Below are 16,926 nucleotides of genomic sequence, written 5' to 3' on the forward strand. Positions count from 1 at the left end.
GGCCAGCACCATTACTCCCTCCGAGCTCCAGACAAGCAATTTTCCACACATCACCCACTGATAGGAATTTGCTATGTCTAATGTGAAAAAACCTCGTGCCCGCAAAGAACAACGCGACGCAGCGCAGCAGTTTATCGATGCCTTACAGGGCGTCACCTTCCCCAATTCACGCCGTATTTATCTGCAAGGTGAGCGCAGCGATATCCGTGTTCCGATGCGTGAAATCCAGCTTAGCCCAACGCTTACCGGTGGCAATAAAGACCACCCGCAGTATGAACAAAATGAAGCCATTCCTGTGTATGACACAGCGGGCCCCTACGGTGATCCGCACGCTACGCTTGATGTGCACCGTGGCCTGGAAAAACTGCGCGCCCGGTGGATTGAAGAACGTGCCGATACCACAGCCTTGAGCGAAGCCAGTTCCGGTTTTACCCAGCAGCGCCTGGCGGACGAAGGGTTGGATCACCTGCGTTTCGAACATTTACCGCTGCCACGCAAAGCCTTGCCCGGCAAATGCGTCACTCAGTTGCATTACGCCCGCGCCGGTATTGTCACGCCAGAAATGGAGTTCATCGCCATTCGCGAAAATATGGGCCGTGAACGCATTCGTGGTGAAGTGTTACGCCAGCAACATCCCGGCCAGAACTGGGGAGCCAATCTGCCAGAAAACATCACACCGGAATTTGTGCGCCAGGAAGTGGCTACAGGCCGCGCGATTATCCCCGCCAATATCAATCACCCGGAATCCGAACCGATGATCATTGGCCGCAATTTTCTGGTGAAGGTCAATGCCAATATCGGCAACTCGGCGGTCACGTCGTCCATTGAAGAAGAAGTGGAAAAACTGGTGTGGTCTACCCGCTGGGGCGCAGATACCGTGATGGATCTCTCCACCGGCCGCTACATCCACGAAACCCGTGAATGGATCTTACGCAACAGCCCAGTGCCCATCGGTACAGTGCCGATCTACCAAGCGCTGGAAAAAGTAAACGGCGTGGCGGAAAACCTGACCTGGGAAATGTTCCGCGATACCTTGCTGGAACAAGCAGAACAGGGCGTGGACTACTTCACCATCCACGCAGGCGTGCTGTTGCGCTATGTGCCGATGACTGCCAAACGCCTGACCGGTATCGTGTCGCGCGGTGGTTCGATCATGGCGAAATGGTGTCTGTCACATCACCAGGAAAACTTCCTTTATCAGCACTTTCGCGAAATCTGTGAAATTTGTGCGGCTTACGACGTTGCTCTGTCGCTTGGTGATGGCCTGCGCCCAGGTTCCATTCAGGATGCCAACGACGAGGCCCAGTTTGCAGAACTGCACACGTTGGGCGAACTGACCAAAATCGCCTGGGAATATGATGTGCAGGTGATGATCGAAGGCCCAGGCCATGTGCCAATGCAGATGATCCGCCGCAATATGACCGAAGAATTGGAACATTGCCACGAAGCACCATTCTATACGCTTGGCCCATTGACCACCGATATTGCCCCCGGTTACGACCATTTCACCTCAGGGATTGGCGCCGCCATGATCGGTTGGTTCGGCTGCGCAATGCTGTGCTACGTCACGCCGAAAGAGCACCTTGGTTTGCCAAACAAGGAAGATGTGAAGCAAGGGCTGATCACCTACAAAATTGCCGCCCACGCCGCCGATCTGGCGAAAGGCCATCCGGGTGCGCAGATCCGTGATAATGCGATGTCTAAGGCACGTTTCGAGTTCCGCTGGGAAGATCAGTTCAACCTGTCGCTAGACCCGGACACGGCAAGGGCTTACCACGATGAAACCCTGCCGCAGGAATCCGGCAAAATCGCCCATTTCTGCTCCATGTGTGGGCCAAAGTTCTGCTCAATGAAAATTTCGCAGGAAGTACGCGATTACGCCGCCGCGCAAGAAGCCGCCAAACCGGTCGAAGTTCAGCTTTCCGGCATGGAAAAAATGTCTGCCGAGTTCCGTTCACGCGGCAGCGAGCTGTATCACAGCGCCTCCAACCTGCAAGCAGAGGTGAACAATGACTAAAATCACCACGCCCTTCCCTGCTACACCACACAAACTAGGGCTTTACCCGGTGGTTGACAGCGTTGAATGGATTGCCCGCCTGCTAGAAGCGGGCGTAACCACCATCCAGCTACGCATCAAAGACCTGCCGGAGGAGCAGGTGGAAGCAGACGTTGCCGTGGCTATCGCGCTGGGCAAAAAATACCATGCGCGGCTGTTTATCAACGACTACTGGCGCTTGGCGATCAAACACGCCGCCTATGGCGTGCATCTGGGGCAAGAAGATTTGGACACCACCGATCTGGCAGCCATCCACCGAGCCGGGTTACGCCTGGGAGTATCTACCCATGATGATGCCGAGCTCGCCCGGGCAATAGCGGTCAAACCTTCTTACATTGCGCTGGGGCATATTTTCCCTACTCAAACCAAGGACATGCCTTCCGCCCCCCAAGGATTGGCCGAATTGAAGCGCCATGTTGCAGGCTTGCAAGGTTACCCGACAGTCGCGATCGGTGGGATCAGTATTGATCGCGTGCCAGCGGTATTGGAGTGCGGCGTTGGCAGCGTGGCGGTAGTCAGTGCCATCACCCAAGCCCCTGATTGGCGGGCAGCGACGGCGCAGTTGCTCAAGCTGATTGAAAACAAGGAGCAATGCGATGCTTAGCGATCAGGAATTTCTGCGTTACAGCCGCCAACTGTTGCTGGAAGATATTGGCCCGGAAGGGCAAGAAAAGCTCAAGCAATCAACCGTTCTGATTGTCGGCCTGGGGGGCTTAGGCTCCCCAGCCGCGCTGTATCTGGCCGCCGCTGGCGTTGGTACCCTGCTGCTGGCTGATGATGATCAACTGCATATCACTAACCTACAGCGGCAAATCCTTTATCGCAGCAGCGATATTCCCCAAGGTAAAGCGCGGTTAGCACAAGGCCAACTACAAGCGCTAAACCCACTGGTGACATCGATTGCGTTGGAGCAGCGCTTACAGGGTTCAATGTTGAACGATGCCATCACGCAGGCCGATCTGGTGCTGGATTGTAGCGACAACATGGCAACCCGCCACGCGATCAATACCGCCTGTGTATCCATCGGTAAACCGTTGATTAGCGGCAGCGCGGTGGGTTTCAGCGGCCAACTGCTGGTGATCGAACCGCCATATGCGCAAGGTTGCTATGCCTGCCTCTACCCTGAGCAAACCGAACCGCAGCGTAACTGCCGAACCGCTGGCGTGCTCGGCCCGGTGGTGGGCGTGATTGGCACGCTCCAGGCGTTGGAAGCCATCAAAATGCTGACAGGGATGAACTCATCCCTCAGCGGCAAACTGCGTTTGTTTGATGGCAAACAGCAGAATTGGAGCACTCTGCAACTCAGCAAAGCCAGCAATTGCACCGTTTGCCGAGGTGTTGCATGAAAATTATGCTGAACGACCAGCCGTTGGAGCTGGAGCACCCCGTCAGTATCGCGACCTTACTGGAACGGTTGGAACGCCACCAGCCAGGTACTGCGTTAGCGATCAACCAGACCATCATTCCACGCGCCGACTGGGGAACCCATCAGGTGCAAGACGGTGATGATATCCTGCTTTTTCAAGCGATTGCCGGAGGCTGATATGTTGCAAATCGCCGAGAGTACTTTTACTTCACGCCTGTTTACCGGCACCGGCAAGTTCGCCACCCCGGCACTGATGCTGGCAGCGCTACAGGCCTCCGGTTCTCAACTCGTCACCATGGCAATGAAACGTATCGATCTGCGCGGCGGTAACGATGCCATTCTGGCACCGTTGCAACAGTTAGGTGTGAAGTTACTGCCCAATACCTCCGGTGCTAAAACCGCCGCCGAAGCGGTATTCGCCGCTAAGTTGGCCCGAGAAGCACTGGGAACTCACTGGGTAAAATTGGAAATCCACCCCGATGTGAAATACCTGCTACCTGACCCGCTCGAAACCTTGAAAGCCGCAGAAACTCTGGTCAAGGAAGGCTTCGTCGTGTTGCCTTACTGCGGTGCCGATCCGGTGCTGTGTAAACGCTTAGAAGAAGTTGGATGTGCCGCAGTCATGCCGCTGGGGGCGCCTATCGGCTCTAATCGTGGCCTGCTTACCCGTGATTTTCTTGAAATCATCATTGAACAGGCCAAGGTACCGGTGGTGGTTGATGCGGGCATCGGTGCTCCAAGCCATGCGCTGGAAGCCATGGAGTTAGGTGCCGATGCCGTACTGGTCAATACTGCCATCGCCGTAGCACGCGATCCGGTGCAGATGGCGCAGGCGTTCCGGCTGGCATTGGAGGCCGGTGAACGGGCACGCCACGCCGGGTTGGGGAATCGCCAGCAAGCAGCCTCTGCATCCAGCCCACTGACCGCGTTTCTCAGCCAAGCAGAGGAGTACGCCAATGAGTGATGATTTCAGTAGCCACTGGCAACGCTTGGATTGGGACGACATCCAGTTGCGCATCAACAGCAAAACCGCACGCAATGTTGAACAGGCACTCAATGCGGCAAAATTGACGCGTGAGGACTTTATGGCGCTTATTTCCCCCGCTGCCGCACCTTATCTGGAACCACTGGCCCAGCGTGCACAGCAACTGACCCGCCAACGCTTCGGCAACGTGGTCAGCTTTTACGTTCCTTTATATCTCTCCAACCTGTGTGCCAACGATTGTACTTACTGCGGTTTTTCAATGAGCAACCGTATCAAGCGCAAAACGCTGGACAGTGACGAGATCGAACAGGAATGCACGGCGATCAGAGCGCTGGGCTTTGAACACCTGTTATTGGTCACCGGTGAACACCAAAATAAAGTGGGCATGGCCTATTTCCGCCAGCATCTTCCACACATCCGTCGCCATTTCAGTTCATTAATGATGGAGGTTCAACCTCTGGCCGAGGAAGATTACGCCGAGTTGAAAACCCTAGGGCTGGATGGAGTGATGGTGTACCAGGAAACCTACCATTCAGTCACCTACCAACAGCACCATCTGCGTGGGCAAAAGCAGGATTTTCACTGGCGGCTGGCAACACCGGATCGTTTAGGCCGTGCGGGGATCGACAAGATCGGCCTCGGTGCCTTAATCGGGCTTTCCAGCAGTTGGCGCGCCGACTGTTATATGCTGGCAGAGCACCTGTTCTATTTGCAGCAAACGTATTGGCAAAGCCGTTATTCGATCTCGTTCCCTCGTTTACGGCCCTGTGCCGGGGGCATTGAACCCGCTTCTGTAATGAGCGAACCACAGCTGGTACAACTCATCTGCGCTTTCCGCCTGTTTGCACCTGACGTCGAACTTTCATTGTCAACCCGTGAATCACCCTTCTTCCGCGATCATATGATCCCGGTGGCAATCAACAATGTCAGCGCCGGTTCGAAGACCCAGCCAGGGGGTTACGCCGAGGATGTACCACCAGAATTGGAACAGTTTGAACCACACGATGGCCGGACTCCGCAACAGGTGGCACAGGCTATCAGCGCCGCAGGATTACAGCCGGTATGGAAAGATTGGGATGATTATCTGGGGCGCGCTACGCAATAGCCTGCAACGGTTGCACCACTGAGCTAACAATTCTGAAAGCCGTGCGCAAAGCTGATAAGTCAGGCTGGTGCTGAAAATGAGCGCCATTATAGTGATGGCGTTGGTTATCAAACCCGAAGCCAACCAAGGTTATCTACCCCTCTTGATAACCTTGCCTTACCAAACCCCGGAGCGCGTGGATATCCCCCACGCGTCTCCGGTTTCTTATTTGACTCAATCCACCGCCTGGGGCTTCATTCTCGCCCCAACAATAGCCGACAGCAGACAACCTATTGCTAAATAGGCTGCAACCAAATGCCAAGAGCCCCCCATAAACTCCACTAACAAGACAGCGATAAAAGGCGTGAAGCCGCCACCGACAACGCTGGCGACCTGATAGCCAACACCAGCACCACTGTAACGGTAGGCCGTACCAAACAATTCGGTAAACATCGGTTGCTGCACACTGACGAGCATGTCGTGCGCCACGTTACCGAGCATGATGGCAAAAAGTATAATCATTAAGGTATTACGGCTCTCTAGTGCCATGAAAAACGGTACTGTGCTGGCAAAACCAATGAGAGCCCCTGTGACATAGATCCGGCGTCGCCCAAAACGATCGGCCAAATAGGCAAAACAAGGGATAGAAACGCAGCTCACCGCCCCTATCAGTAAGCCAATATTAAGGAACATGTCGCGTGCCAGGCCAAGGTGAGTTGTGGAGTAATTGAGGGCAAAGGCCGTCACAATGTACATTGTCAACAACTCACCCAATCGCAAAGCAATAATCAATAAAAATGCCTTAGGATTCTGACGCAATGCCTCAAAAATCGGGAAGTTGCGTATTTTATTGGCTCTGTCTTGCAACGATTTGTTTGCTTCGAACTCCAGTGATTCATCCATGCCATTGCGAACCCACCAGGCAATCGCAACCAGCACTAAGCTGAATAAAAATGGCAAACGCCAGCCCCAGCTTACAAACTCATCGTTGGTGGTAAACTGGTTAACAATGGAAACCGAGCCAGTTGCCAGCAACAGCCCGACGCCGAAGCCAATTTGTACCCCACTGCTGTAAAAGGCTTTTTTCTTTTTTGGCGCACTCTCAACCGCCAATAGTGCGGCCCCACCCCATTCACCACCAACGGCAAACCCTTGAATTGCACGGAGCACCACCAGCATTACCGGAGCCCACCAGCCGGCCACAGCAAAAGAGGGTAATAAGCCAATCAAGGCGGTAGCGATCCCCATCATCCAGACGGTAATCATCAACATGCGTTTACGGCCCAGTTTGTCTCCGAAGTGCCCAAACACAATCCCGCCCAACGGGCGAAACAGGAAACCTACGCCAAATGTCCCGAAAGCGGCCAGCGTTCCCATCGTTGGGCTGACTTGAGGGAAAAACTCAGTATTAAATACAAGAGCGGCAACTATTCCGTACAGTAGAAAATCATACCAGTCGACCACCGCACCAACAAAACTCCCCCATGCAGCACGGCGTGCACGGCTTTGAGAGTACCGAATTGATTGGGCTGGTAATATAGTTTCGCTGTTTGCAGATGTGCTGTTATTGAATGATAACCGGTTATTATCCTGTGCAAGCATTGGGGTTGTTGAGGTATCCATGCCTATCCCGTTGTTTTAACTTTACAGTACTGTACAACAAAAAGCCCCGGCTGTGATAGCCAGGGCTTTAGTCAAACCTGCGATTAATCAAACATCAGGCATCAATAGCTTACTCGTCGTCACTACCGCCCAGATTACCTGCGTTCAGCAATTCGGCCAGGTTAGCCGTCGCTTCTGCCGCGCTCACCAACGGAACAACCGGAGTTTCATTCTGTGCACGACGACGCATACGGTCCTGATGATAAGCATAACCCGTACCCGCCGGAATCAGGCGGCCCACGATCACGTTCTCTTTCAGGCCACGCAGTTCATCACGTTTACCGGCAACCGCCGCTTCGGTGAGAACGCGCGTCGTTTCCTGGAACGATGCAGCAGAGATGAAGGACTCGGTCGCCAAGGAAGCCTTGGTGATACCCAGCAGATCGCGTGAGAAGGTTGCTTCAATTTTACCTTCAGCAGCCAGCTGACGGTTAGCAATCTTAACGCGTGATACTTCAGCCTGTTCGCCTTCCAGGAATTCTGTGCTACCCGCGCTGACGATGGTGCCTTTACGCAGCATCTGACGAACGATAACTTCGATGTGTTTATCGTTAATCTTAACGCCTTGCAGACGGTAAACTTCCTGCACTTCGTTAGTGATATAGCGGGTAACAGCATGCACACCACGCAGACGCAGAATGTCGTGCGGAGACTCTGGGCCGTCGGAAACAACGTCACCACGCTCCACCACTTCACCTTCAAACACGTTGAGCTGACGCCATTTCGGAATCATCTCTTCGTAAGCATCGCTGCCGTCCAACGGAGAGATAACCAGGCGACGTTTGCCCTTGGTTTCTTTACCAAACGAGATAATCCCGCTGATTTCAGCCAGAATGGCAGGCTCTTTCGGACGACGTGCTTCGAACAGATCCGCAACACGTGGCAGACCACCGGTAATATCCTTGGTACCGCCGGATTCCTGAGGAATACGTGCCAAGGTATCACCCGCACCGATCTGAATGCCATCTTCCAGCTGTACAATCGCCTTGCCTGGCAGGAAGTATTGAGCAGGCATATCAGTACCTGGGATCAATACATCACCACCTTTAGCATCAACGATTTTCAGTGCCGGACGCAGATCTTTACCGCTACCGGTACGCTCGGCGCTATCCAGAACCACCAGCGAAGACAAACCGGTCAGTTCGTCGGTTTGGCGGGTAATGGTCTGGCCATCAACCATATCAGCGAAGCGGATGAAACCACTCACTTCACTGATAACCGGCATGGTATGTGGGTCCCAGTTAGCCACGGTTTCGCCGCCGTTAACTTCTGCCCCATCACCTTTGCCCATTACGGCACCGTAAGGCACTTTATAGCTTTCTTTGGTACGACCAAATTCGTCGATCAGCTTCAGTTCGGTATTACGCGAGGTAATCACCAACTTACCCGAAGCATTCATCACGAACTTAACGTTGCCCAATTTCAGGCTACCCTTGTTCTTCACCTGGATGCTGGATTCAGCCGCCGCACGGGATGCCGCACCACCAATGTGGAACGTACGCATCGTCAACTGTGTACCCGGTTCACCGATGGACTGTGCCGCGATTACGCCGATGGCTTCACCTTTGTTGATGATGTGGCCACGTGCCAGATCGCGACCATAGCAGTTGGCACAGACACCAAAGTCGGTTTCACAACTTACTACGGAACGCACCTTGACGTTATCAACGGAGTTCTCTTCTAACAGATCACACCATTTTTCATTCAGCAAGGTGTTACGCGGAACCAGAATATCCGCCGTACCCGGCTTGATGACGTCTTCGGCCGTCACACGGCCCAGTACGCGCTCACGCAGTGGCTCTTTAACGTCACCACCTTCGATAACCGGGGTCATCATGATGCCATTGTGAGTGCCACAGTCGTCTTCGGTTACAACCAGATCCTGCGCCACGTCAACCAGACGACGGGTCAGATAACCGGAGTTGGCCGTTTTCAGTGCGGTATCCGCCAGACCTTTACGCGCACCGTGCGTGGAGATGAAGTACTGGAGTACGTTCAAGCCTTCACGGAAGTTCGCGGTGATTGGCGTTTCGATGATTGAGCCGTCTGGCTTCGCCATCAGGCCACGCATACCGGCCAGCTGACGAATCTGAGCGGCGGAACCACGCGCACCAGAGTCGGCCATCATAAAGATGCTGTTGAAGGAAACTTGCTGTTCCACCACGCCGTCACGGTTAACCACGTCTTCAACCGACAGGTTTTCCATCATCGCTTTAGCAACACGTTCGTTCGCCGCCGCCCAGATATCGATCACTTTGTTGTAGCGTTCACCGGCGGTAACCAGACCAGACTGGAATTGCTCCTGGATTTCGGCAACTTCGGTTTCCGCTTCTTCGATGATCTCCGCTTTCTTGGCTGGAATAACCATGTCATCGATACCTACGGATGCACCTGAACGGGCAGCGTAAGCAAAACCGGTGTACATGATCTGGTCAGCGAAGATTACGGTCGGCTTCAGGCCCAGGATGCGGTAACAGGTGTTCAGCATCTTGGAGATCGCTTTTTTGCCCAAAGGCTGGTTAACGATCGAGTATGGCAAACCTTTTGGTACGATCATCCACAGAATAGCGCGGCCAATCGTGGTATCGACCAGCGTAGTCTGATGAACAGACTCACCTTCGGTATTTTTGATCTCTTCAATAATACGCACTTTTACGCGTGCGTGCAGAGAGGCCAGACCGGCGCGATAAACACGTTCAGCTTCTTTAGGCCCCGTCAGCACCATGCCTTCGCCTTTGGCGTTAACACAGTCACGCGTCATATAGTACAGACCCAACACCACGTCCTGAGAAGGAACGATGATCGGCTCACCGTTCGCAGGTGACAGGATGTTGTTGGTAGACATCATCAACGCACGCGCTTCCAACTGGGCTTCCAGCGTCAGCGGCACGTGCACAGCCATCTGGTCACCATCGAAGTCGGCGTTGTATGCCGCACAAACCAGTGGGTGCAACTGAATGGCTTTACCTTCGATCAGAACTGGTTCAAACGCCTGAATACCCAAACGGTGCAAAGTCGGTGCACGGTTCAGCAGTACCGGGTGCTCGCGGATCACTTCGTCAAGGATATCCCAAACGACAGCTTCTTCACGCTCAACCATTTTTTTGGCAGCTTTAATGGTGGTGGCCAAGCCACGCAGCTCCAACTTGCCGTAAATGAACGGTTTGAACAGCTCCAGTGCCATTTTCTTCGGCAAGCCGCACTGATGCAGACGCAGGTATGGACCTACGGTGATAACCGAACGACCAGAGTAGTCAACGCGCTTACCCAACAGGTTCTGACGGAAACGACCCTGCTTACCTTTGATCATATCGGCCAAAGATTTCAGAGGACGTTTGTTGGAACCCGTGATCGCACGACCACGACGGCCGTTATCCAGCAGCGCATCTACCGCTTCTTGCAGCATACGCTTTTCGTTACGCACGATGATGTCAGGCGCAGCCAGATCCAGCAGGCGTTTCAGACGGTTGTTACGGTTGATCACCCGGCGATACAGATCGTTCAGATCGGAAGTCGCGAAACGACCGCCATCCAGTGGAACCAGCGGACGCAGATCCGGCGGCAGTACCGGCAGCACGGTCAGGATCATCCACTCTGGTTTGTTACCAGACTGAACAAACGCTTCCAGCAGCTTGATACGCTTGGTCAGCTTTTTACGCTTGGTTTCAGAGTTGGTTTCGTTCAGCTCTTCACGCAACTGCTCACATTCGGCTTCCAGATCCATGTTTTTCAACAGGGCCTGAATGGCTTCTGCACCCATTTTGGCGTCGAATTCGTCACCAAACTCTTCCAGCGCATCCAGATACTGCTCTTCAGTCAGGATCTGACGACGCTCGAGGTTGGTCATACCACCTTCAACCACCACGTAGGATTCGAAGTACAGTACACGTTCGATGTCACGCAGTGGCATATCCAGCAGTAAACCGATGCGCGATGGCAACGATTTCAGGAACCAGATGTGCGCAGTGGGGGAAGCCAGCTCAATGTGGCCCATACGCTCACGGCGTACTTTGGTCTGGGTCACTTCAACGCCGCACTTCTCACAAATCACACCGCGGTGTTTCAAGCGCTTGTACTTACCGCACAGGCACTCGTAATCTTTTACCGGCCCAAAGATACGGGCGCAGAAAAGGCCGTCACGCTCAGGTTTGAACGTACGGTAGTTAATGGTTTCCGGCTTTTTAACTTCACCGAACGACCATGAACGGATCATGTCTGGCGATGCCAGAGCAATCTTGATCGCATCAAACTCTTCGGTCTTGGTTTGTGCTTTCAGAAACTTTAATAAGTCTTTCACGGATTGGCTCCTGTCGGAGTTAAACCTGTTGGGAAAAGACAAAAAAACTCCCTTCCCGTGTGATCTGAACAACCACCCTCTGGCCCCCTAAAACCGGGAGCCAGAGCCGGAATAACGATTACTCGTCTTCCAGTTCGATGTTGATACCCAGCGAGCGGATTTCTTTCAACAATACGTTGAAGGATTCCGGCATGCCTGGTTCCATGCGGTGATCGCCATCCACGATGTTTTTGTACATCTTGGTACGGCCGTTGACGTCATCCGACTTAACGGTAAGCATTTCCTGCAAGGTGTAAGCTGCGCCGTATGCTTCCAGCGCCCACACTTCCATCTCACCGAAGCGCTGACCACCGAATTGCGCCTTACCACCCAGCGGCTGCTGAGTTACCAAGCTGTAAGAACCGGTAGAACGGGCGTGCATCTTGTCATCAACCAGGTGGTTCAGTTTCAGCATGTACATATAGCCAACGGTAACCTGGCGCTCAAACTGCTCGCCGGTACGGCCATCAAACAGCGTAATCTGACCCGAAGTCGGGATACCGCCCATTTCCAGCAGTTGCTTGATTTCAGTCTCTTTCGCACCATCAAACACCGGTGTGGCGATTGGCATACCTTTTTTCAGGTTTTCTGCCAAACGCATGACTTCTTCATCGCTGAAAGTGCTCAGATCGACTTTCTGGCAAACGTCGTCGCCCAGATCGTAAGCCTTCTGGATAAACTCACGCAGTTTGGCCACTTCCTGCTGCTGCTTCAGCATCTGGTTGATCTTCTCACCAATGCCTTTCGCAGCCATACCCAGGTGGGTTTCCAGGATCTGACCAATGTTCATACGTGATGGAACGCCCAGCGGGTTCAATACGATGTCAACCGGCGTGCCGTTTTCGTCGTAAGGCATATCTTCGATCGGGTTGATCTTGGAGATAACACCCTTGTTACCGTGGCGGCCTGCCATCTTGTCACCCGGTTGGATCTGACGCTTAACCGCCAGATAAACCTTAACGATTTTTAACACGCCCGGTGCCAAATCATCGCCCTGAGTGATTTTACGGCGCTTGGCGTCCAGCTTCTTCTCGAAGTCAGATTTCAGTTCGTCGTATTGCTCCGCCAACTGTTCCAGCTGGTTTTGCTTCTCTTCGTCGGTCAGGCCCAGTTCCAGCCAGCGATCGCGCGGCAGTTTGCTCAGCTTGTCTGCTTCAATACCACCAGCAACCAACACCGCATGGATACGTGCAAACAGGCCAGCTTCCAGGATCTGCAGTTCTTCAGTCAGGTCTTTTTTCGCCTGCTTCAGCTGCATTTCTTCGATTTCCAACGCACGCTTGTCTTTTTCCACACCATCGCGGGTAAAGACCTGCACATCGATAACCGTACCGGAAACGCCGTTTGGTACACGCAGAGAAGAATCTTTAACGTCAGACGCTTTCTCACCAAAGATCGCACGCAGCAGTTTCTCTTCCGGCGTCAGTTGGGTTTCGCCTTTCGGCGTTACTTTACCAACCAGAATGTCGCCACCGGTCACTTCCGCACCGATATACACGATGCCGGATTCATCCAGTTTAGAGAGCGCTGCTTCCCCCACGTTCGGGATATCGGCGGTGATCTCTTCCGGCCCCAGCTTGGTGTCACGGGACACACAGGCCAGTTCCTGAATGTGGATGGTAGTGAAACGATCTTCCTGAACCACACGCTCAGAGACCAGAATGGAGTCTTCGAAGTTGTAGCCGTTCCAAGGCATGAATGCCACGCGCATGTTCTGACCCAGCGCCAGTTCACCCAGATCGGTAGACGGGCCGTCAGCCAGCACGTCGCCACGCTCGATTGGCTCACCCAGGCTCACACACGGCATCTGGTTGATGCAGGTGTTCTGGTTAGAACGGGTGTATTTAGTCAGGTTATAGATATCAATACCTGCTTCGCCCGGATACATTTCGTCTTCGTTAACTTTGATAACGATACGGGAAGCATCCACATACTGGATCACACCACCACGTTTGGCTACGGCAGTTACACCGGAGTCAACAGCAACAGCACGCTCCATGCCGGTACCGACCAACGGCTTGTCAGCGCGTAGGGTTGGAACCGCTTGACGCTGCATGTTCGCCCCCATCAATGCACGGTTGGCGTCATCGTGCTCCAGGAACGGAATCAGCGAAGCACCAACAGAAACGACCTGCTGGGTGGATACGTCCATATAGTCAACCTGATCGCGGCTGAACAGGCTTGACTCGCCTTTGTTACGACAGGTAACCAGATCTTCTATAAAGCGGCCGCTTTCGTCCAGGTTGGAGTTCGCCTGGGCAATAACGAAATTGCCTTCTTCAATAGCAGACAGATAGTTGATTTCATCGGTCACCACACCATCACGCACACGGCGGTATGGGGTTTCCAGGAAGCCATACTCGTTAGTCTGTGCATACACGGACAAAGAGTTGATCAAACCAATGTTTGGACCTTCTGGCGTTTCGATTGGGCACACACGGCCGTAGTGAGTCGGGTGTACGTCACGCACTTCAAAGCCAGCACGTTCACGGGTCAGACCGCCTGGGCCCAAGGCAGAGATACGACGCTTGTGCGTAATCTCAGACAATGGGTTGTTCTGATCCATAAATTGGGATAACTGGCTGGAGCCGAAGAACTCTTTCACCGCTGCCGAAATCGGCTTGGCGTTGATCATGTCCTGAGGCATCAGGGTATCCAGATCCCCCAGAGACAGGCGTTCTTTCACCGCACGCTCAACACGTACCAGACCGACACGGAACTGGTTCTCGGCCATTTCGCCAACGGAACGGATACGGCGGTTGCCCAAGTGATCGATATCGTCCACTTCGCCTTTGCCGTTACGGATATCAATGAGCTTCTTCATCACGTCGATGATGTCGTCTTTGCTCAGGATACCCGCACCTTCGATCTCATCACGCAGCAGAGAACGATTGAATTTCATCCGGCCAACCGCAGACAGATCGTAGCGATCTTCAGAGAAGAACAGATTTTCAAACAAGCTTTCGGCTGCTTCACGCGTTGGCGGCTCACCAGGGCGCATCATACGGTAAATTTCTACCAGTGCGCTCAGACGATCGGTGGTGGGATCGACACGTACCGTTTCAGAAATGTACGCACCATGATCCAGATCGTTAGTGAACAGCGTTTCGATACGCTTATGGCCAGACTGGCTCAGCTTAGCCAGCAGATCCAATGACAGCTCCATGTTGGCTGCACAGATCAACTCACCGGTATTGGTATCGATATAGTCCTTCGCGACCACCTTGCCCGCAATGTATTCAACCGGTACTTCAATACTTTGAATTTCGTCTTTTTCGAGCTGGCGGATATGGCGAGCAGTGATACGGCGGCCTTTCTCAACGTAGATCTTACCGTTGGCTTCAATATCGAAGGACGCAGTTTCACCACGCAGACGCTCTGGAACCAGTTCCATCTGCAGCTTGTTATCGCGGATCTCGAAAATAATTTTCGCAAAGAACAGGTCAAGAATCTGTTCAGTGGTGTAGTTCAAAGCACGCAGAATGATGGTCGCTGGCAGTTTGCGGCGACGGTCAATACGCACGAACAGGTTGTCTTTCGGATCGAACTCGAAATCCAGCCATGAACCACGGTAAGGAATGATACGTGCGTTATACAGCACTTTCCCCGAGGAATGGGTTTTACCTTTATCGCTGTCAAAGAACACACCTGGACTACGGTGTAGCTGGGATACGATAACCCTCTCAGTACCGTTAATTACAAAGGTACCATTTTCGGTCATGAGCGGAATTTCGCCCATATAGACTTCTTGTTCCTTGATGTCTTTAACCGTGCCTTCCGGGGCTTCACGCTCGTAGATCACCAGACGCAGTTTTACGCGCAGCGGTGCAGAGTATGTCACACCACGAATCTGGCACTCTTTGACATCAAACACCGGCTCACCAAGACGGTAGCTAACGTATTGCAGCTCCGAATTACCGCTGTAGCTCTGGATAGGGAAAACAGAACGGAATGCGGCTTCTAAGCCATATTGCCCCTCTGGATCTTGCTCGATAAACTTCTGGAACGAGTCAAGCTGGATAGAAAGGAGATAAGGTATGTCCAGAACTTGTGGACGTTTACCAAAATCCTTACGAATACGTTTTTTCTCGGTATAGGAGTAAACCATAGGGTTCCTCAGCTCGCTGGAAAGTCGAACCATTTTGTCCGCCCGATTAGGACGGTTCATGCAACACCATTTTTCGACCGGAAAGTGGGAACACTTTCCGCAATACTCGTTTCTATCACGCTTAAATCATTTCATTGCCTGTGCGACAGATTCGGCTGAAGCAGGGAGAGCAGTATATTAAGTCGTCGATAGAAAGAAATATTGAGGTTAGTCAGTAGCCAAATAGTGTGAAACTCTACTGACGCCCTACAGCGCAAAAAGGCTGGTGACTAAAAAGCCACCAGCCATCAGTCTGTTAAGCCAGACTGCACTCTGAAAAGTTAAACTTATTTAACTTCAACAGAAGCACCAGCTTCTTCCAGAGCTTTTTTCAGTGCTTCAGCGTCGTCTTTGCTGATGCCTTCTTTCAGTACTGCTGGAGCTGATTCTACCAGGTCTTTAGCTTCTTTCAGGCCCAGACCGGTCGCGCCACGTACTGCTTTGATAACAGCAACTTTGTTACCGCCGATGGCAGACAGAACAACGTCAAATTCTGTTTTTTCTTCAACAGCTTCAGCAGGGCCCGCAGCTACGGCAACAGCAGCAGCAGCAGAAACGCCGAATTTTTCTTCCATAGCAGAAACCAGCTCAACAACGTCCATTACGGACATAGCAGCAACGGCTTCCAGGATTTGGTCTTTAGTGATAGACATAATAAATGTTCCTAAAATTCAGAAATAGTTTAAATACGTTAGCAAAGGCTAGGAAAGAACGGCTTACGCAGCTTCTTTCTGATCGCGCAGAGCAGCCAGAGTGCGAACCAGTTTGCCAGCAGCGGCTTCTTTCATGGTTGCCATCAGGCGTGCGATTGCTTCATCGTAAGTAGGCAACGTTGCCAAGCGGTCAATCTGTGCCGCAGGGATCAGTTCACCTTCAAAGGCCGCAGCTTTAACCTCAAACTTTGCATTCGCTTTCGCGAACTCTTTGAACAGACGAGCAGCAGCGCCCGGGTGTTCATGAGAAAATGCAATCAAGGTTGGACCGACAAACGTGTCTTTCAGGCATTCGAATGGAGTGCCTTCAACAACGCGGCGCATCAGAGTGTTACGAACAACACGCATGTAAACGCCAGCTTCACGACCTGCTTTACGCAGTTCAGTCATTTTATCAACGGTAACGCCACGGGAATCCGCAACAACCGCAGACAGCGCGCCTTTGGCTACTTCGCTGACTTCAGCAACAATCGCTTGTTTGTCTTGAAGATTTAATGCCATTAGCTTTTTGCTCCTGGATTAGCCGGGGAATCTCCCCGGAACTCACTTCACTCAACACCCAGTGTGAACACAGGAT

Annotated in this window: 11 protein-coding genes; 6 read left to right on the top strand and 5 right to left on the bottom strand. The window is 52.8% G+C overall.

Annotated elements, in window-relative coordinates; genetic code table 11:
- Positions 1-73 precede the first annotated feature (73 nt).
- Genes thiC through thiH form a run of 6 tightly spaced genes read left to right on the top strand, consistent with a single transcriptional unit; the run spans position 74 to position 5,512 of the window.
- Complete coding sequence (gene thiC, locus Z042_RS02475) at positions 74-2,017, top strand: phosphomethylpyrimidine synthase ThiC (protein ID WP_024914158.1); 1,944 nt, start codon at positions 74-76, stop codon at positions 2,015-2,017.
- Entirely contained in the window at positions 2,010-2,660 is a 651-nt protein-coding gene (gene thiE / locus Z042_RS02480; RefSeq protein WP_024914159.1) for a thiamine phosphate synthase, read from the top strand. Before thiC ends, thiE begins: the two co-directional genes overlap by 8 nt.
- Positions 2,653-3,402, top strand: coding sequence for a HesA/MoeB/ThiF family protein (locus Z042_RS02485; protein ID WP_024914160.1), 750 nt, complete (start codon positions 2,653-2,655; stop codon positions 3,400-3,402). Before thiE ends, Z042_RS02485 begins: the two co-directional genes overlap by 8 nt.
- Positions 3,399-3,599, top strand: a complete 201-nt coding sequence (thiS, locus tag Z042_RS02490) for a sulfur carrier protein ThiS (RefSeq protein WP_024914161.1) — start codon at positions 3,399-3,401, stop codon at positions 3,597-3,599. Before Z042_RS02485 ends, thiS begins: the two co-directional genes overlap by 4 nt.
- 1 nt (position 3,600) lies before the next feature.
- The gene (locus Z042_RS02495; protein ID WP_024914162.1) at positions 3,601-4,386 is read left to right on the top strand and encodes a thiazole synthase; all 786 of its coding nucleotides are present in this window, start codon (positions 3,601-3,603) and stop codon (positions 4,384-4,386) included.
- The gene (gene thiH / locus Z042_RS02500; RefSeq protein WP_024914163.1) at positions 4,379-5,512 is read left to right on the top strand and encodes a 2-iminoacetate synthase ThiH; all 1,134 of its coding nucleotides are present in this window, start codon (positions 4,379-4,381) and stop codon (positions 5,510-5,512) included. Before Z042_RS02495 ends, thiH begins: the two co-directional genes overlap by 8 nt.
- A gap of 213 nt (positions 5,513-5,725) precedes the next feature.
- On the opposite strand, the gene shiA is transcribed toward thiH, so the two are convergent.
- The 5 genes from shiA to rplJ form a co-directional block, all read right to left on the bottom strand.
- A complete protein-coding gene (shiA, locus tag Z042_RS02505) occupies positions 5,726-7,114 on the bottom strand; it encodes a shikimate transporter (RefSeq protein ID WP_024914164.1) in 1,389 nt (462 codons plus the stop codon).
- Positions 7,115-7,223: 109 nt separating this feature from the next.
- The gene (gene rpoC / locus Z042_RS02510; protein WP_024914165.1) at positions 7,224-11,450 is read right to left on the bottom strand and encodes a DNA-directed RNA polymerase subunit beta'; all 4,227 of its coding nucleotides are present in this window, start codon (positions 11,448-11,450) and stop codon (positions 7,224-7,226) included.
- A gap of 118 nt (positions 11,451-11,568) precedes the next feature.
- Positions 11,569-15,597, bottom strand: coding sequence for a DNA-directed RNA polymerase subunit beta (gene rpoB, locus Z042_RS02515; protein ID WP_024914166.1), 4,029 nt, complete (start codon positions 15,595-15,597; stop codon positions 11,569-11,571).
- 326 nt (positions 15,598-15,923) lie between these two features.
- Complete coding sequence (rplL, locus tag Z042_RS02520) at positions 15,924-16,289, bottom strand: 50S ribosomal protein L7/L12 (RefSeq protein WP_024914167.1); 366 nt, start codon at positions 16,287-16,289, stop codon at positions 15,924-15,926.
- Positions 16,290-16,352: 63 nt separating this feature from the next.
- Complete coding sequence (gene rplJ, locus Z042_RS02525; protein ID WP_023490705.1) at positions 16,353-16,850, bottom strand: 50S ribosomal protein L10; 498 nt, start codon at positions 16,848-16,850, stop codon at positions 16,353-16,355.
- Positions 16,851-16,926 lie beyond the last annotated feature (76 nt).

This window comes from Chania multitudinisentens RB-25 (assembly GCF_000520015.2).
Taxonomy (GTDB): domain Bacteria; phylum Pseudomonadota; class Gammaproteobacteria; order Enterobacterales; family Enterobacteriaceae; genus Chania; species Chania multitudinisentens.